General features: G+C 69.6%; 16 protein-coding genes. All 16 read left to right on the top strand.

From position 1 onward, the window contains the following. Nucleotides 1-224: 224 nt before the first annotated feature. The 16 genes from infC to tyrS all read left to right on the top strand — a co-directional run bounded on the left by infC (nucleotide 225) and on the right by tyrS (nucleotide 16,276). Complete coding sequence (gene infC, locus ABH936_RS12715; protein ID WP_338810909.1) at nucleotides 225-908, top strand: translation initiation factor IF-3; 684 nt, start codon at nucleotides 225-227, stop codon at nucleotides 906-908. A 106-nt stretch (nucleotides 909-1,014) separates the two neighbouring features. Continuing rightward, entirely contained in the window at nucleotides 1,015-1,209 is a 195-nt protein-coding gene (rpmI, locus tag ABH936_RS12710; RefSeq protein ID WP_006944255.1) for a 50S ribosomal protein L35, read from the top strand. 69 nt (nucleotides 1,210-1,278) lie between these two features. Continuing rightward, a complete protein-coding gene (gene rplT, locus ABH936_RS12705) occupies nucleotides 1,279-1,653 on the top strand; it encodes a 50S ribosomal protein L20 (RefSeq protein ID WP_038568564.1) in 375 nt (124 codons plus the stop codon). Between the two features lie 55 nt (nucleotides 1,654-1,708). After that, the gene (locus ABH936_RS12700; protein WP_038568562.1) at nucleotides 1,709-2,521 is read left to right on the top strand and encodes an RNA methyltransferase; all 813 of its coding nucleotides are present in this window, start codon (nucleotides 1,709-1,711) and stop codon (nucleotides 2,519-2,521) included. 62 nt (nucleotides 2,522-2,583) lie between these two features. Further along, a complete protein-coding gene (pheS, locus tag ABH936_RS12695; protein WP_038568560.1) occupies nucleotides 2,584-3,681 on the top strand; it encodes a phenylalanine--tRNA ligase subunit alpha in 1,098 nt (365 codons plus the stop codon). A 4-nt stretch (nucleotides 3,682-3,685) separates the two neighbouring features. Beyond that, a complete protein-coding gene (gene pheT, locus ABH936_RS12690) occupies nucleotides 3,686-6,217 on the top strand; it encodes a phenylalanine--tRNA ligase subunit beta (protein WP_038568558.1) in 2,532 nt (843 codons plus the stop codon). A 107-nt stretch (nucleotides 6,218-6,324) separates the two neighbouring features. Beyond that, nucleotides 6,325-7,371 (top strand): N-acetyl-gamma-glutamyl-phosphate reductase, encoded by a 1,047-nt coding sequence (gene argC, locus ABH936_RS12685; protein ID WP_006944230.1) that lies wholly within the window; start codon nucleotides 6,325-6,327, stop codon nucleotides 7,369-7,371. Next, nucleotides 7,371-7,781, top strand: coding sequence for an ACT domain-containing protein (locus tag ABH936_RS12680; RefSeq protein WP_006944305.1), 411 nt, complete (start codon nucleotides 7,371-7,373; stop codon nucleotides 7,779-7,781). The genes argC and ABH936_RS12680 overlap by 1 nt, the downstream gene beginning before the upstream one ends. Continuing rightward, complete coding sequence (gene argJ, locus ABH936_RS12675; RefSeq protein WP_038568556.1) at nucleotides 7,778-8,929, top strand: bifunctional glutamate N-acetyltransferase/amino-acid acetyltransferase ArgJ; 1,152 nt, start codon at nucleotides 7,778-7,780, stop codon at nucleotides 8,927-8,929. The genes ABH936_RS12680 and argJ overlap by 4 nt, the downstream gene beginning before the upstream one ends. Beyond that, complete coding sequence (gene argB, locus ABH936_RS12670) at nucleotides 8,926-9,858, top strand: acetylglutamate kinase (RefSeq protein ID WP_038568554.1); 933 nt, start codon at nucleotides 8,926-8,928, stop codon at nucleotides 9,856-9,858. The genes argJ and argB overlap by 4 nt, the downstream gene beginning before the upstream one ends. After that, nucleotides 9,855-11,096 (top strand): acetylornithine transaminase, encoded by a 1,242-nt coding sequence (locus ABH936_RS12665; protein ID WP_081873675.1) that lies wholly within the window; start codon nucleotides 9,855-9,857, stop codon nucleotides 11,094-11,096. Before argB ends, ABH936_RS12665 begins: the two co-directional genes overlap by 4 nt. After that, complete coding sequence (gene argF, locus ABH936_RS12660; RefSeq protein ID WP_006944188.1) at nucleotides 11,093-12,025, top strand: ornithine carbamoyltransferase; 933 nt, start codon at nucleotides 11,093-11,095, stop codon at nucleotides 12,023-12,025. The genes ABH936_RS12665 and argF overlap by 4 nt, the downstream gene beginning before the upstream one ends. Beyond that, nucleotides 12,022-12,603 (top strand): arginine repressor, encoded by a 582-nt coding sequence (locus ABH936_RS12655; RefSeq protein ID WP_038568552.1) that lies wholly within the window; start codon nucleotides 12,022-12,024, stop codon nucleotides 12,601-12,603. The genes argF and ABH936_RS12655 overlap by 4 nt, the downstream gene beginning before the upstream one ends. Nucleotides 12,604-12,683: 80 nt before the next feature. Further along, nucleotides 12,684-14,117, top strand: a complete 1,434-nt coding sequence (gene argH / locus ABH936_RS12650; protein ID WP_038568550.1) for an argininosuccinate lyase — start codon at nucleotides 12,684-12,686, stop codon at nucleotides 14,115-14,117. Nucleotides 14,118-14,257: 140 nt separating this feature from the next. Then, nucleotides 14,258-14,896, top strand: a complete 639-nt coding sequence (locus ABH936_RS12645) for a DNA-3-methyladenine glycosylase (protein ID WP_038568548.1) — start codon at nucleotides 14,258-14,260, stop codon at nucleotides 14,894-14,896. 117 nt (nucleotides 14,897-15,013) lie between these two features. Further along, nucleotides 15,014-16,276 carry a tyrosine--tRNA ligase gene (gene tyrS, locus ABH936_RS12640; RefSeq protein ID WP_038568546.1) on the top strand — a complete coding sequence of 421 codons (1,263 nt, stop codon included), beginning with the start codon at nucleotides 15,014-15,016 and terminating at the stop codon, nucleotides 16,274-16,276. Nucleotides 16,277-16,669 lie beyond the last annotated feature (393 nt).

Raw genomic sequence — 16,669 nt, 5'->3', positions numbered from 1 at the left:
CATCGAGGCAGTGAAAGCGCTCGGTGCGCAAGAGGGGCTTCGGTCTCCACCCTCGGTCTCCTTCGGGAGGCAGGGTCTTGGTCACGATGCACGACGAGGCACCCGCCTCGATGGCGACGGAACAATCATCGCGTCGTGCGTGTTGAACGAAGACTTCTTGCGCTCGCAGGAAGTCTTTTTTGTTGCCCGAACATCGTCGGTGGCCGGGCACACCGCAACAACTCGTGAACATCACACTCGTGAAGGAGCAGGCCATCAGCGCTGAGCCACGCATCAACGACCGAATCCGAGTCCCGGAAGTTCGGTTGGTGGGCCCCAATGGTGAGCAGGTGGGCATCGTCCGAGTCGAGGACGCGCTGCGCCTCGCCGCCGAGGCCGACCTCGACCTCGTCGAGGTGGCCCCCCAGGCCAAGCCGCCCGTCGCCAAGCTCATGGACTTCGGCAAGTTCAAGTACGAAGCGGCCATGAAGGCGCGCGAGTCGCGCAAGAACCAGGTCAACACGGTCATCAAGGAGATCAAGCTCCGACCGAAGATCGACCAGCACGACTACGACACCAAGAAGGGTCACGTCGTCCGGTTCCTGTCGGCCGGTGACAAGGTCAAGGTCACCATCATGTTCCGCGGCCGTGAGCAGTCGCGCCCCGAGCTCGGCTTCCGCCTCCTGCAGAAGCTCGCTGAGGACGTGCAGGAGCTCGCGTTCATCGAGAGCGCGCCGAAGCAGGACGGGCGCAACATGGTGATGGTGCTCGGCCCGACGAAGAAGAAGGCCGAGGCGCGCGCCGAGGACCGTCGTCGTCGTGAGGCCGAGAAGGCAGCCAAGGCCGCCCCGGAGCCGCAGGCCGAGACGCCTGTCTCGAGCGAGGCCCCCGGGGCCGAGCAGGTCGCGGCCGAAGAGGCTGCGAAGTAACACCCCCTTCACCCTCGGGTGGAGAACCCTCGTCCCGGGTGATCGGGCGAGGCAGTCAGACAGCCGACGCGCACACGAGCGCGTCGAGGTAGCGAAGGAGTCGGCCATGCCGAAGATGAAGACGCACTCCGGTGCGAAGAAGCGTTTCCGCGTCACCGGTAAGGGCAAGATCATGCGTCAGCGCGCCCGCCACGTGCACAAGTTCGAGGAGCGCGCCAAGCGTCAGTCGCGTCGTCTCGTCAACGACGTCGTTCTCGCGCCGGCCGACGAGAAGAAGATCAAGCGCCTTCTCGGCCTCTGAGCCGTCCACACCCCCAACTAACTTCGCGGCAGGCGCCAGGCGCCGCCGCCCCACTCAAGGAGTGATCACGTGGCACGCGTGAAGCGGGCAGTCAACGCCCAGAAGAAGCGTCGTACCGTTCTCGAGCAGGCCAGCGGCTACCGCGGCCAGCGCTCGCGCCTTTACCGCAAGGCCAAGGAGCAGGTGACGCACAGCCTCGGTTACGCCTACCGTGACCGTCGCGCCAAGAAGGGCGACTTCCGTCGCCTCTGGATCCAGCGCATCAACGCTGCGGCTCGCCTCAACGGCATGACGTACAACCGCTTCATCCAGGGCCTGAAGGTCGCGGGCATCGAGGTCGACCGTCGCATGCTGGCCGAGCTGGCCGTCAACGACGCCCCGGCCTTCGCCAAGCTCGTCGAGATCGCCAAGGCGAACGTCCCGGCCCAGACGCCGGCTGCCTGATCCAGGCACCTCTTTCGCACCGAACGCCGCTCCACGCCGAAGGGCTCGCTCGACCATGATCACGAACGTCCGTTCCGATCGGGTCAAGCAGGTCAAGGCGCTGGGGCGGCGTTCTGCACGTGACAAGGCCGGGCTGTTCCTCGTCGAGGGGCGCCAGGCCGTGCGCGAGCTCATCCGGTTCGCGCCGATGTCGATCCGCGACGTCTACCTCGACGCCGAGGCCACCGAGCGTCACCCCGACCTGCGCGAACTCGCCGGGGAATGGGCTGACGGCGCCCCAGCAAACGTGCGGCGCTTCGTCCACGACTGCTCGCCGCAGGTGCTCGCCGCGATGTGCGACACCGAACAGCCGCAGGGCATCATCGCCGTCGCCAGGCCGATCGATCGCCCACTGGCCGACGTGCTCGCGGGCTCGCCGAAGTTCGTCGTCATCTGCACGAACGTGCGCGACCCCGGAAACGCGGGCACCGTCATCCGAGGTGCCGACGCGACGGGGGCGGACGCCGTGATCCTCAGCGACGCGAGCGTCGACCTCTACAACCCGAAGCTCGTGCGTTCGAGCGTCGGCTCGCTGTGGCACCTGCCGATCTCGCGCGGGTCGTCGATCGAGGAGATCTTCGCCGCCTGTCGCGCCGCAGGGCTGACACTGCACGCCGCCGACGGCGTTGGCGAGACACTGCTGCCCGACGTCGACCTCGCCACCCCGCACGCGTGGGTCATGGGCAACGAGGCATGGGGCCTCGAGCCCGAGGTGCGCGAGCAGTGCGACGACGTCGTCCGCGTGCCGATCTACGGCCACGCCGAGTCGCTCAACCTCGCGATGGCCGCCACCGTCTGCCTCTACGCCTCGGCTGCCGCCCAGAACTGAGCACCCCTCGCCCGCGCGGACGCGTGGGAATGGGTTTGCGCGCACTCGATAGACTCGGGCGCATGTCTGGCCCCAACACGAACTACGACCCCGTCGAGGTCGCTGCCCTCGCCCCAGAGGTGGTCGAGTCCAACGTCACCGCCGCTCTCGCCGCCATCGCCGCCGCGTCCTCGCTCGAGGAGCTCAAGGACGTGCGCACGGCGCACGCGGGTGACAAGTCCCCGTTGGCGCTGGCCAACCGCGAGATCGGCGCGCTGCCGCCGTCGGCGAAGGCCGAGGCGGGCAAGCGCGTCGGCCAGGCACGTGGCCGTGTGGGCGCCGCGCTGAAGACTCGCCAGGGTGAACTCGAGGCCGAGCGCGATGAGCGCATCCTCACCGAAGAGGCCGTCGACGTGACGACGGCGACCGCGCTGCGTCGCCCCGTCGGCGGGCGTCACCCCGTCGAACTCATGCAGCAGCTCATGGTCGACCTCATGGTCGGCATGGGGTGGGAGGTCGCCGAGGGGCCCGAGGTCGAGGCCGAGTGGTTCGTGTTCGACGCCCTCAACTTCGACGAGGACCACCCCGCGCGCCAGATGCAGGACACGTTCTACCTCGACCCCGCCGACGGCGGCCTCGTCATGCGCACGCACACCTCGCCCGTGCAGGCACGCTCCATGCTCGATCGTGGGGTGCCGCTCTACATCGTCGCGCCCGGCAAGGCGTACCGCACCGACGAACTCGACGCGACGCACCTGCCCGTCTTCCACCAGATGGAGGGCCTCGCGGTCGACAAGGGCATCACGATGGCGCACCTCAAGGGCACGCTCGACCACCTCGCGACGCAGTTGTTCGGTGAGGGCATCACGACGCGCCTGCGCCCCAACTACTTCCCGTTCACCGAGCCGAGCGCCGAGATGGATCTGCGGTGCTTCGTCTGCCGCGGGGAGGACGCGGCCTGCCGCACCTGCGGCGGCACCGGCTGGATCGAGTGGGGCGGCTGCGGCATGGTCAACGAGAACGTGCTGCGCGCCTGCGGCGTCGACCCGGCCGAGTACAGCGGTTTCGCGTTCGGCATGGGCGTCGAACGCGCCCTGATGTTCCGCACGGGCGCATCCGACATGCGCGAGATGATCGAGGGCGACGTCCGCTTCGACGCCCAGTTCGGCTTGGAGGTCTGAGACAATGCGAGTTCCCATCGAATGGCTGCGCGAGTACGTCGACGTGCCCGAAGGGGCAACCGGCCTGCAGGTCGCCGCGGACCTCGTGCGCGTCGGACTCGAGGAGGAGGCCATCCACGGCGGCGGCATCACCGGCCCCCTCGTCGTCGGCCGCGTGCTGACGAAGACGCCCGAGGAGCAGAAGAACGGCAAGGTCATCAACTGGTGCACCGTCGACGTCGGTGACGCGAACGGCACCGGTGAACCTCAGGGCATCGTGTGCGGCGCGCACAACTTCGAGGTCGGCGACACCGTCGTCGTCGCGCTGCCGGGTGCCGTGCTGCCGGGCGGCTTCGCCATCAGCGCCCGCAAGACGTACGGTCACCTGTCGGCCGGGATGATCTGTGCCGCAGATGAACTGGGCCTGCCCGACGACGGCTCGGGCGGCATCATCCTGCTGCCGCAGCGCCTCGGTGTCGACGCCTCGTCGCTCACGCCGGGCCAGGACGCACTGCCGCTGCTCGGGCTCGACCGCGAGACCGTCGAGGTGAACGTCACCCCCGATCGCGGTTATTGCTTCTCGATGCGCGGCATCGCGCGCGAGTACGGCCACGCCACCGGCGCGAGCTTCACCGACCCGGTCGATGCGCTGACGACGAGGGCGCCGGCAGCGAACGACTTGGGTTACCCGGTGCGCGTCGACGACCCCCAGGGGTTGCGTGGCGCGGTCGGCTGCGACCGGTACGTCGCACGCGTCGTGCGCGGCATCGACCCGAACGCTCCGGTGCCCGCGTGGCTCGCGACGGCCGTCACCGAGGTGGGCATGCGCTCGATCTCGCTGCCGGTCGACGTCACCAACTACGTCATGATGGCGCTCGGCCAGCCCCTGCATGCGTTCGATCTCGGGGCGCTGGGCGAGGAGATCGTCGTGCGACGCGCCCGCGCGGGGGAGAAGCTGACGACGCTCGACGGCGTCGAGCGCACCCTGTTCGCCGAGGATCTGCTCATCACCGACGGCGGTGCACGCCCGCTGGCGCTGGCCGGCGTCATGGGCGGTTCCGACAGCGAGGTGAGCGACTCGACGACCGACGTCCTCATCGAGGCCGCCCACTTCGACCCGGTCTCCGTCGCCCGCACCGCGCGCCGCCACAAGCTCGGCAGCGAGGCGTCCAAGCGCTACGAGCGTGGCGTCGACCCGCAGATCGCGGCAGCCGCGGCGCAGCTCGCCGTCGAACTGCTCGTGCAGTACGGCGGCGGCGTCGTCGACGACGGCGTCACCGACCTCGACACGACGCGCGCGCCGCAGCCGATCGACTTCGACCCGCAGCAGCCGACGCGGCTCGTCGGTGTCGCGTACTCCGACGACGAGGTCGCCGAGAGCCTTGACGCCGTCGGGTGCCGGGTCGAGCGCAACGAACCGTTGTGGAGCGTGACACCGCCCACGTGGCGCCCCGATCTGACGAGCGGGCCCGACCTCGTCGAGGAAGTGGCGCGTCTGCGCGGGTATGACGCCATCCCATCCGTCCTGCCGCGACCCCTCGCCGGGCGTGGGCTGACGGCGTCGCAGCGCCACCGCCGCAACGTGGCGAATGCGCTCGCGATGGCCGGCCTGACGGAGATCATCTCGCTGCCGTTCGTCAGTGATGACGTACACGACAAGCTCGGCTTCGCAGCCGACGACGCGCGGCGCACGAGCGTGCGCCTGACCAACCCGCTGTCGGACGAGCTGCCGCTCATCCGCACGAGTGTTCTCGCCACGATGATGGATTCGCTCAAGCGCAACGTCGCGCGCGGGTTCAAGGACGTGGCGCTGTTCGAGATCGGTCTCGTCGTCGCCGGTGAGGCGGGCCACGCGCCGACGTCACCGGTCGGCGTGCACCCGGCGCCTGAGGTGCTCGACGCGATCCGCTCGGCCGTGCCGGCGCAGCCGCGCCACGTCGCCTGGGTCGCCGCCGGTGACAGCGAGCGCAAGGGCTGGTGGGGTGCCGGGCGCGGCGCGGACTGGAGCGACGCGATCGCCGTGGCGCTGCAGATCGGGCGCGTGCTCGGCGTCGACCTGACGATCGAGCAGACGCAGGTGGCGCCGTTCCACCCGGGACGCTGCGCGAGCATCGCGCTGCCGGACGGCACCGTCATCGGCGCGGCGGGCGAGCTGCACCCCAAGGTCGTCGCGGCGTTCTCGCTGCCGGCCCGCACGGTCGGGGGCGAACTCGACCTCGACGCGCTGTCGGCGTACGCCGAGCGCCCCGGTGTCGCTTCGAGCATCGCGACGTTCCCGCAGGCGCATTCCGACGTCGCGCTCGTCGTCGACGCGTCCGTCCCTGCGGCTCGCGTCGAGACGGCGTTGCGCTCGGGGGCCGGTGAACACCTCGAGTCGGTCGCGCTGTTCGACATCTACACGGGCGATCAGGTCGGTGAGGGCAAGAAGTCCCTCGCGTACCGCCTGTTCTTCCGTTCCCCCGAGCGGACGCTGACGACCGACGAGGTGAACGCGGCACGCGACGCGGCAGTGCGCGCCGTCGACGAGAGTGTTGGAGCGAGCCTGCGCGGCGCCTGATTCCGGCATGATCGACAGGGTGGGGGCGGCGTGACGCCGTCTCCACCCTGTGTGCATGAGTATGACCTAAAAGTGCATGGGTATGCGATCTGCGCTAGGCTGGGGGCATGGTCACAGCAGCTGTCGCCGGGGCGAGTGGATATGCGGGCGGGGAGATCCTGCGCCTCTTGCTCGCCCATCCCGACGTCGAGATCGGCGCACTGACGGCGGGTTCCTCCGCCGGTTCGCGCCTCGGCGATCATCACCCGTCGTTGTTCTCCCTCGCCGAGCGACCCGTGCTTGCCACGAACGCTGACGCCCTCGCCGGCCACGACGTCGTCTTCCTCGCACTGCCGCACGGGCAGAGCGCTGCGCTCGCCGCGCAGCTCGACGCAGACGTCGTCGTCATCGACTGTGGCGCGGATTTTCGGCTCGAGCGCGAGAGCGACTGGCAGCGTTTTTACGACACGCCCTACGCGGGGTCCTGGGCCTACGGGATGCCCGAACTCGTCTCGAAGGGCGTCAAGCGGCGCGAGCAGCTGCGCGGCGCGCGCCGCGTCGCCGTCCCCGGGTGCTATCCGACGGCCGTCTCGCTCGCTCTCGCGCCGCTCGCGGCGGCGTCCCTCATCGCGCTCGACGACGTGGTCGTCGTCGCGTCCTCGGGTGTCTCGGGGGCCGGCAAGGGCCTCAAGCCACACCTGCTCGGCGCCGAGGTCATGGGGTCGATGAGCCCGTACGGCGTCGGCGGCGGGCACCGTCACACGCCCGAGATCGCGCAGAACCTGCGTCTCGCCGCCGGCGGTGAGCGCGAGGTGACGCTGTCGTTCACGCCGACGCTCGCCCCCATGCCGCGCGGCATCCTCGCGACGTCGACGGCTCGGCTGGCGCCCGGCACGACGGCTGATGACGTCGCGCGCGCCTTCGCCGAGGCCTATGCCGACGAACCCTTCGTCGAGCTCCTGGCTGCCGGGTCGTGGCCCGCGACCGGTTCGGTGCTCGGGTCGAACGTCGTCACCCTGCAGTTCGCGCTCGACGAGGTGGCGGGGCGCGTCGTCGTCACCTCCGCCGTCGACAACCTGACGAAGGGGACGGCCGGTGCAGCCGTGCAGTCGATGAACCTGTCGCTCGGCCTGGGCGAGACCACGGGCCTGCCGCTCGCGGGGGTGAGCCCCTGATGGTCGCGTTCGGAGCTCGGTTCACCCTCATCGCCCACCCCGAGGAGCTGTCGTACGTGCGCCTCGGCGCGCAGGAGGTCGTGCCCGAATGGGCGCTCACGGACGCGCCGCTCGTCTCCGTCAGTGCGACGGCGTCGGAGACGTCGGTGCTGTGCCTCACCTCAGCGATCCCGCGGGACGCGGTCGTGCGTCAGCAGGGCCCGTTCCACGTGTTCGAGGTCGAGGGTCCGCTCGACTTCGCGCTGACGGGTCTGCTCTCGGCCATCGTCGCGCCGCTCGGCGAGGCCGACGTCACCGTCTTCACCGTCTCGACGTTCGACACCGACTGGATCATGGTGCCGACGTACGAATCCGCGCGCGCTCGTGAGCTGTGGGCTCGTGGCGGGCACATCATCAAGGAGAAACCATGAGTGTCACCGCTGCCGCAGGCTTCCGCGCGGCGGGCGTGACGGCGGGGCTGAAGCCCAGCGGGCGCCCCGACGTCGCCCTCGTCGTCAACGACGGGCCCGAGCACGTCGTCGCCGCCGTGTTCACCTCGAACCGCGTCGAGGCGGCGCCGGTGACCTGGTCGCGCCAGGTGGTGACGGACGGGCGCGCCGACGTCGTTCTGCTCAACTCCGGTGGCGCCAACGCCTGCACCGGGGCGCAGGGTTTCCTCGACACGCACCGCAGTGCCGAACTCGCCGCCGTGGCCGTCGGTGTGAGCGCCGGTGACGTCGTCGTCTGCTCGACGGGCCTCATCGGTGAGTTGCTGCCGATGGACAAGATCGAATCCGGTATCACCGCGGCGGCCGGTTCGTTGAGCGCTGACGGCGGGGAGGACGCCGCGACCGCCATCATGACGACGGACACGGTCGCGAAGGAGTGCACCGGGTTCGGTTCCGGCTACACGATCGGCGGCATGGCGAAGGGCGCCGGCATGCTCGCGCCGTCCCTCGCGACGATGCTCGTCGTCATCACGACCGACGCGGTCCTCACCGCCGAGCAGGCCGACGAGGCGCTGCGCGCGGCGACGGCGATGTCGTTCGATCGTATCGACTCGGACGGTTGCCAGTCGACGAACGACACTGTCGTGCTCATGGCCTCGGGAGCGAGCGGGGTGAGCCCGCAGATGGGGGAGTTCACGGCCATTCTCACGCAAGTCTGCGTCGACCTGGCCGAACAGCTCATCGCCGACGCGGAGGGCGCCGCGCACGACATCACGATCGACGTCCAGGGCGCCGCCAACGTTGACGATGCACTTGAGGTTGCACGTTCGATAGCCCGCAACAACCTCTTCAAGTGCGCCGTGTTCGGCAACGATCCCAACTGGGGGCGGGTTCTCGCGGCCGTCGGGACCACCTCGGCCGCGTTCGAGCCGGCGCAGCTCGATGTCGCGATCAACGGCGTCATGGTGTGCCGCAGCGGCGGGGTCGGTGACGACCGCTCTGGCGTCGACATGTCTCAGCGTGAAGTGAAGGTCGAGGTGTTTCTCCACGCCGGTGACGCCGACGCCACCGTCCTGACGAACGACCTCACGCACGACTACGTCCACGAGAACTCGGCGTACAGCACATGAGCGGGACGGAGCACGAGACGACCCAGCCTCGCGACCTCTCGTCGCTCGCCTCGGCGGGCCTCAAGGCGGGCACCCTCGTCGAGGCGCTGCCGTGGCTGCAGAAGTATCAGGACGCTCTCGTCGTCGTGAAGTATGGCGGCAACGCCATGACGGACGACGCCCTCAAGCGTGCCTTCGCCGAGGACATCGCCTTCCTGCGTTACGCCGGGCTACGCCCCGTCGTCGTCCACGGCGGAGGCCCGCAGATCGCCGCGATGCTCAACCGGCTCGAAATGAAGAGCGAGTTCCGCGGCGGCCTGCGCGTCACGACGCCCGAGACGATGGAAGTCGTGCGCATGGTGCTGACGGGCCAGGTCTCGCGCGAACTCGTCGGCCTCATCAACAATCACGGCCCGATGGCGTTCGGCCTCTCCGGCGAGGATGCAGGCCTGTTCGGCGCCCGCCGCCGCCCCGCCATCGTCGACGGTGAGGCCGTCGACGTCGGCCTCGTCGGTGATGTCGAGATGGTCGACCCGCAGATCGTGCGTGACCTCGCGCACTCGGGGCGCATCCCCGTCATCTCGTCCGTGGCGCCCGACCTCGAGCGCGAGGGGCAGGTGCTCAACGTCAACGCCGACACCGCCGCGAGTGCTCTCGCCGTCGCGCTCGGCGCGCACAAGCTCGTCGTGCTCACGGACGTCGAGGGGGTCTACGCGAACTGGCCGGACGAGTCGTCGCTGCTGTCGAAGCTGCCCGTCGACGAGGCCGAACGCATGCTCGCGACGGTCGACTCGGGCATGGTGCCCAAGCTCGAGGCCTGCATCCGCGCCGTGCGCGGGGGCGTGCCGCACACCCACGTCGTCAACGGGCGACGCCCGCACTCCATCCTGCTCGAGATCTTCACGGACGAAGGGATCGGCACGATGATCACCTCAGGAGGACGCCGATGAACCCGGCCGACCATGACGCCCCGGCGTCCACGATGCCGACGCACGGGGATCTGACGCAGCGCTACGGCGCCTCCCTCATGGGGGTCTTCGGGGCGCCCGGGCTCGTCCTCGAGCGCGGCGAGGGCGCCGTTGTTCGCGACGTCGAGGGCCGCGAGTACCTCGATCTGCTCGCCGGTATCGCGGTCAACGTTCTCGGCCATGCCCACCCGGCGCTCGTCGCCGCGGTGAGCGAGCAGGCGGCGAAGCTCATCCACGTGTCCAACTTCTTCACGACGCGCCCGCAGATCGAGCTCGCCGAACGCTTGGTCGCCGCGTCGGGTGGCGACGCCGACACGCGCGTCTTCTTCTGCAACTCCGGCGCCGAGGCCAACGAGGCGGCGTTCAAGCTGGCGCGCCGTACCGCTCGCCCCGGTGTCGTCGTCGCGGACGGCGGCTTCCACGGCCGCACGCTGGGCGCGCTGTCGCTCACCTCCAAGCAGGCCTACCGCGAGCCGTTCGAACCGCTGGTCCCGGGCGTCACTCGCGTGCCCTACCACGACGTCGAGGCGCTACGGGCAGCCGTCGACGACACGGTGGGCGCGGTGATCCTCGAACCCATCCAGGGTGAGGCGGGCGTCATCGAGGCCTCGCCCGAATACCTGCGCGCGGCCCGCGAGGTGACGCGCGAACGCGGGGCGTTGCTCATCATCGACGAAGTGCAGACGGGCGTTGCACGCACCGGCGAGTGGTTCGGGTTCCAGACGATCGCACCCGAGGTCATGCCGGACGCCATCACGCTCGCCAAGGGCCTCGGCGGCGGTGTGCCGATCGGTGCGCTCGTCACCTTCGGTGCCGCCTCGACGATGTTCGAGGCCGGCCAGCACGGTTCGACGTTCGGCGGCAACCCGCTCGCGTGCGCCGCGGGCGTCGCCGTCATGCGCACGATCGAGGACGAACGCCTGCGCGAACAGGCGCGGCGGCTGGGGGAGCACCTCGTCGCGGCTGTCGAGAACCTCGACGACGAACGCGTCGTTACCGTCCGCGGCCGCGGCCTGCTGCGCGGCATCGTGCTGCGCGACCCGCTCGCGCAGCGTGTCGTCGTCCGAGCCCGCGAGGCGGGTTTCATCATCAACGCGACGGGCCCGGACGTCATCCGCCTGGCCCCGCCACTCGTCATCACGGGCGAGCAGATCGACACCTTCGTCGCCGCGCTGCCCGGCCTGCTCGATGCCGCCGAGACCGAGGAGAACGCCTCATGACCCGCCACTTCCTGCGTGACGACGACCTGAGCCCCGCCGAGCAGGCCGAGGTGCTCGCGCTCGCGGCGACGCTCAAACGAGACCGGCACGCCAAGCAGCCGTTCGCGGGTCCCCAGGGCGTCGCCATCATCTTCGACAAGCCGACGCTGCGCACGCAGCTCAGCTTCAGCGTGGGGGTCGCCGAGCTCGGCGGGCACCCGATGATCGTCGACGGCAAGCTCGCGCAGATCGGCACGCGTGAGTCGATCCACGACGTCGCGAAGGTGCTTGGGCGCCAGGTCAGCGCGATCGTGTGGCGCACCTACGGCCAGGACCGCCTCGAGGAGATGGCCGAGCACGCGGGCGTGCCCGTGGTCAACGCCCTGACGGACGCCTTCCACCCCTGCCAGATCCTCGCCGACCTGCTGACGGTCGCCGAACACAAGGGCAGCGCTGCCGGTCGCAAGGTCGCCTACGTCGGTGACGCTGCGAACAACATGGCCCACAGCTACCTGCTCGGTTTCGCGACGGCCGGCGCCGACATCACCGTCGCCGGCCCGCACGGGTACGGCCCGGATCCGGCGATCCTCGAGCGCGCCAAGGAGATCGCCGCGACGACCTGCGGCGGCGCGCATGCGAGCGAGGACGCCATCGAAGCCGTGACGGGCGCGGACGTCGTCATCACCGACACGTGGGTGTCGATGGGCATGGAGGACGAGGCGAGCACGCGCAAGGGCGAGAGCAATCCGTTCAGCGCCTTCAGCGTGACGAGCGAGCTGATGGCGCACGCGGCGCCTGACGCGATCGTCATGCACTGCCTGCCGGCATACCGTGGTTTCGAGATCGCCGCGGACGTCATCGACGGCCCCGCCTCGGTCGTGTGGGACGAGGCGGAGAACCGGCTGCATGCGCAGAAGGCGCTGCTGACGTTCCTCGCGGAGCACGCATGATGGCGCAGACGAAGGGTGCGCGCCATCAGCGCATCCGCGAGATCCTCGGGCGCGAGTCCATCCGGTCGCAGACGGATCTCGCCGAGCGGCTGCTCGCTGACGGCGTCGACGTCACGCAGGCGACGCTGTCACGTGATCTCGTCGAGCTCGGCGCGGTCAAGGTGCGTCAGGGCCGCACGCTCGTCTACGCCGTGCCCGGCGAGGGCGGTGACCGCACGCCTCGGGCGGGCGCCGCGCGCACCGAGGCGGTCCAACGATTGCGCCGGCTGTCGGGCGAGTTGCTCGTGACAGCGGAGTCGTCGGCGAACCTCGTCATCCTGCGCACCCCGCCGGGCGCGGCGAACTTTCTCGCCTCGGCGATCGACCACGCGGAGTTCACCGACGTCCTCGGCACGATCGCCGGCGACGACACGATCATGGTGATCTGCCGCGACCCGCAGGGGGCGGCGCCCGTCGCCAAGCGCTTCCTGGAACTCGCCGGCCGTACGGACGATCTCGCCTCCGCCGACCACGATGACGACGCCCAGGAAAGCGGCGATCCCGACGCCGGTTCTCGCGGCGACATTCGCGGCGTCTGAGCCCTCGAGCCCTGCTCCAACCGTTCCAATCTCCCCGGCGCCCCGCGCCCGATCCATCCGATGAAGGAGAGGTTCACCCCATGACCCAGCCCGACGCCCGCCTCAGTCTCTGGGGAGGTCGCTTCGCCGGTGGCCCGGCGGATGCGCTCGCCGCGCTGAGCAAGTCGACGCACTTCGACTGGCGCCTCGCGCCCTATGACATCGCCGGTTCGCGGGCGCACGCGCGCGTGCTGCACCGCGCCGGTCTGCTCGACGACGAGGCGCTCGCGGCCATGCTCGCGGCGCTGCAGCAGTTGCTCGACGACGTCGAGTCGGGCGCGTTCACGCCGGCGCAGGAGGACGAGGATGTGCACACGGCGCTCGAGCGCGGCCTCATCGAGCGCGCCGGCGCGGACGTCGGCGGTCGCCTGCGGGCCGGACGTTCGCGCAACGATCAGGTCGCGACGCTGTTCCGCATGTACCTGCGTGATCACGCGCGCTCGGTCGCGGCGCTGCTGCTCGACGTCGTCGACGCGCTCGTCGCGCAGGCGCAGACGCATCTCGGTGTCGCGATGCCGGGGCGCACGCACCTGCAGCACGCGCAGCCCGTGCTGCTGAGCCACCACCTGCTCGCGCACGCGTGGGCGTTGCTGCGCGACGTCGAGCGCTTCGGCGACTGGGATCGACGCACCGACGCCTCGCCGTACGGCTCGGGCGCGCTCGCGGGGTCGTCGCTGGGCCTCGACCCGGCCTCGGTGGCCGACGATCTGGGCTTCTCGCGCCCCGTCGAGAACAGCATCGACGGCACCGCGTCGCGTGACTTCGTCGCCGAGTTCGCGTTCGTCGCCGCGATGTCGGCGGTCGACATCAGCCGCATCGCGGAGGAGGTGGTGCTGTGGGCGACGAAGGAGTTCAGCTTCGTCACCCTCGACGACGCGTTCTCGACCGGCTCGAGCATCATGCCGCAGAAGAAGAACCCCGACGTCGCCGAGCTGGCGCGCGGCAAGGCGGGCCGTCTCGTCGGGGATCTCGCAGGCCTGATGACGACGCTCAAGGCGCTCCCGCTCGCCTACAACCGAGATCTGCAGGAGGACAAAGAGCCGGTCTTCGACGCCGTCGACACCCTCGAGCTGCTGCTGCCGGCCTTCGCGGGCATGACGGCGACGCTCACCTTCCACCCGGAGCGTCTCGAATCCCTCGCGCCGCAGGGCTTCTCGCTCGCCACCGACATCGCCGAGTGGCTCGTGCGCGAGGGCGTGCCGTTCCGTATCGCGCACGAGGTCGCAGGGGAGTGCGTGCAGGCGTGCGAGCAGCGCGGAATCGAGCTGTGGGATCTGAGCGACGATGACCTCGCCGCCATCAGCGAGCACCTGACGCCGGGTGTGCGCGAGGTGCTGAGCGTGCCCGGTTCACTCGCCTCCCGCAACGCGACGGGCGGGACGGCTCCCGACCGCGTCGCCGAACAGCTCGAGGCCGCGCACGCGAAGTCGAGCGAACTGCATACCTGGGCGAGCCGACCCATCGACATCCGCTGACGCTCGACATCCGCTCACGCTGACGCACGATGTTGCCCGGGTTTCGGGGGCCGACGCCCCCGAAACCCGGGCAACATCGCGTCCGGGGCCGCACACCGAGGGAGGTGGCCCGAATCGAGCGGGGGCGACACAATGTCGGCGTGCCAGATCTCGACTCATCGTTCTTCGCCCATCCGCCCGTCGACGTCGCGCCGAAGCTCTTGGGCCTCACCATCTCGCACGCGGGGGTGACGCTGCGTATCACCGAGGTGGAGGCCTACCATGGCGCCGTCGACCCGGGTTCGCACGGCTTCAAGCGCCGCACCGACCGCAACTCCGCGCTGTTCGGCCCGCCCGGCACCTGCTACGTCTACATCAACTACGGCATCCACCGGGCCCTGAACCTCGTCTGCGGGGCTGACGGAGAGTCGGCCGGTTGCCTCGTCCGTTCTGGCGAGATCATCGACGGCCTCGACCGTGCGCGGGAGCGGCGCATGGCGAGTGCACGCGAGGGCGCGCCGATTCCCAAGGACGCCCATCTCGCTCGTGGCCCGGGCAACCTCGCGAAGGCGCTCGCGATCGAGCCGATCCTCGGCGGCACTCCCGTCGTCGGGCCGGATGCCCAGGTCGTCGTCCGTCGACCGGACGGCCACGTCGCGCCCGAGTACCTCACCGGCCCGCGTGTCGGCGTGAGCGGGCCGGGCGGTGAGGGCGAGAGCTTCCCCTGGCGCTTCTGGATCCCGGGCGAGCCGAGCGTATCCGCCTACCGCGCCGCGGTGACGCGGGTGCGCAAGCGCTGACGCAGCCCGTTGCAGCGGCGCCCTCCACGCAGCAGGCGCGCCGGATCGGGCGGTCGTGGGAGACTCTGGGGTGGGTGCGTGATCCGCGCAACCGAAGCATCTGACGAAAGGGACGACGTGAGCAACATCCTCGACGAGCTGCAGTGGCGCGGAGCGGTGGCGCAGACCACCGACGAGACGCAGCTGCGTGACGCGCTCGCGAACGGACCGCTCACGGTGTATTGCGGCTTCGACCCGACGGCGCCGTCCCTGCACTTCGGCAACCTCGTCCAGCTGATCCAGCTGCGACGGCTGCAGCGCGCCGGGCATCGCGTCATCGTCCTCGTCGGAGGTTCGACGGGTCTCATCGGTGATCCGCGCCCCAGCGCGGAGCGCGTGCTCAAGACGAAGGACCAGACGGCGCAGTGGGTCGCGCGCATCCGTGAGCAGGTGCAGCCGTTCCTCGACTTCGACGGCGACAACCCCGCCATCGCGGTCAACAACCTCGACTGGACTCAGGGCATATCGGCCCTCGACTTCCTGCGTGACTACGGTAAGCACTTCCGCGTCAACGGGATGATCAAGAAGGACGCCGTCGCGGCGCGCCTCAACTCCGAGCAGGGCATCAGTTACACGGAGTTCAGCTACCAGATCCTCCAGGCCCTCGACTACCTGCACCTGTTCCGCGAGTACGGCTGCACCTTGCAGCTCGGCGGCTCCGATCAGTGGGGCAACCTCATCGCCGGCTCTGATCTCATCCGTTCGGTGGAGGGCAAGAGTGTGCACGTGCTCACCTCGCCGCTGCTCACGGACGCGTCCGGGCAGAAGTACGGCAAGTCGGAGGGCAATGCCATCTGGCTCGACGCGCAGATGACGAGCCCGTACGCCTTCTACCAGTACTTCCTCAACGTCGAGGATTCCGAGGTCATCAAGCTCATCAAGTTCATGACCGATCGGACGAAGGACGAGATCGCGGAGCTCGAACGCGCCGTGGCCGAGGAACCCTTCAAGCGAGTGGCGCAGAAGACGCTGGCGGCCGACGTCACGACGCTCGTGCACGGTGAGGCGGCGACGGCCGGCGCCATCGCGGCGAGTGAGGCGATGTTCGGCAAGGGTGACGTGACGGCCCTCGACGCGCGGACGCTGCGTGACGCCGTCGCGGAGTTGCCCGGGGGAGAGGTTTCACCGGGTACCACCCTGACGGACGCGCTCATCGCGGTCGGCATCGCGGAGTCTCGCAATGCGGCCCGGCGTCTCATCGGGGACGGCGCCATCTCCGTGAACAACGCGAAGCTCGACGACCCGGAGCACGAACTGAGCGCTGACGACTTCCTCCACGGCGTGGCCGCGATCATCAAGCGTGGGCGCAAGCACCAGGCAGCCGCGCGGCTCGCGCACTGACCGAGACGACAACGGGGGCTCACCATGACGGTGGGTCCCCGTTGCGCATCCCGGGGTGGTGGCCGCACCCGGGCTGTCGATTTGGCAGCACCCGCCGCGCTGTGTAATGTTCTCTGAGTCGCCGCGAGCGGGGAGCTGGAAACAGCGACTCACTCGGACGGCTCTTGGTCACCAATTCGACTGGGACGCAACGAATTACAGCGATGTGGTTCCAAGCGCCGAGTTGAAGTCGGGGAGCGAGGGTGGTAAGGTTGACGAGTTGCCCCGAGCGGGGTGGGAAACGAAAAGGGTTCCTGCTTCGTGTGGTGTGCGATGGTGTTTTGAGAACTCAACAGCGTGCCGATGTGATCATCGCCAAACATTTTAGTGGCACTTATGGAGTGTCGCGTGTTT

Origin of the sequence: Dermacoccus sp. GAS27A, assembly GCF_044909235.1 — a bacterium.
In the GTDB taxonomy this organism is placed as follows: domain Bacteria; phylum Actinomycetota; class Actinomycetes; order Actinomycetales; family Dermatophilaceae; genus Dermacoccus; species Dermacoccus nishinomiyaensis.
Note: the sequence above shows the minus strand (reverse complement) of the source record. Positions and strands in the feature narration are given on the sequence as shown.

What these genes read in the sequence shown, in the direction of transcription:
- rpmI (WP_006944255.1), top strand. Translation starts at nt 1,015, where the DNA reads ATGCCGAAGATGAAGACGCACTCCGGTGCGAAGAAGCGTTTCCGCGTC.
- ABH936_RS12700 (WP_038568562.1), top strand. Translation starts at nt 1,709, where the DNA reads ATGATCACGAACGTCCGTTCCGATCGGGTCAAGCAGGTCAAGGCGCTG.
- pheS (WP_038568560.1), top strand. Translation starts at nt 2,584, where the DNA reads ATGTCTGGCCCCAACACGAACTACGACCCCGTCGAGGTCGCTGCCCTC.
- pheT (WP_038568558.1), top strand. Translation starts at nt 3,686, where the DNA reads ATGCGAGTTCCCATCGAATGGCTGCGCGAGTACGTCGACGTGCCCGAA.
- argC (WP_006944230.1), top strand. Translation starts at nt 6,325, where the DNA reads ATGGTCACAGCAGCTGTCGCCGGGGCGAGTGGATATGCGGGCGGGGAG.
- ABH936_RS12680 (WP_006944305.1), top strand. Translation starts at nt 7,371, where the DNA reads ATGGTCGCGTTCGGAGCTCGGTTCACCCTCATCGCCCACCCCGAGGAG.
- argJ (WP_038568556.1), top strand. Translation starts at nt 7,778, where the DNA reads ATGAGTGTCACCGCTGCCGCAGGCTTCCGCGCGGCGGGCGTGACGGCG.
- argB (WP_038568554.1), top strand. Translation starts at nt 8,926, where the DNA reads ATGAGCGGGACGGAGCACGAGACGACCCAGCCTCGCGACCTCTCGTCG.
- ABH936_RS12665 (WP_081873675.1), top strand. Translation starts at nt 9,855, where the DNA reads ATGAACCCGGCCGACCATGACGCCCCGGCGTCCACGATGCCGACGCAC.
- argF (WP_006944188.1), top strand. Translation starts at nt 11,093, where the DNA reads ATGACCCGCCACTTCCTGCGTGACGACGACCTGAGCCCCGCCGAGCAG.
- ABH936_RS12655 (WP_038568552.1), top strand. Translation starts at nt 12,022, where the DNA reads ATGATGGCGCAGACGAAGGGTGCGCGCCATCAGCGCATCCGCGAGATC.
- argH (WP_038568550.1), top strand. Translation starts at nt 12,684, where the DNA reads ATGACCCAGCCCGACGCCCGCCTCAGTCTCTGGGGAGGTCGCTTCGCC.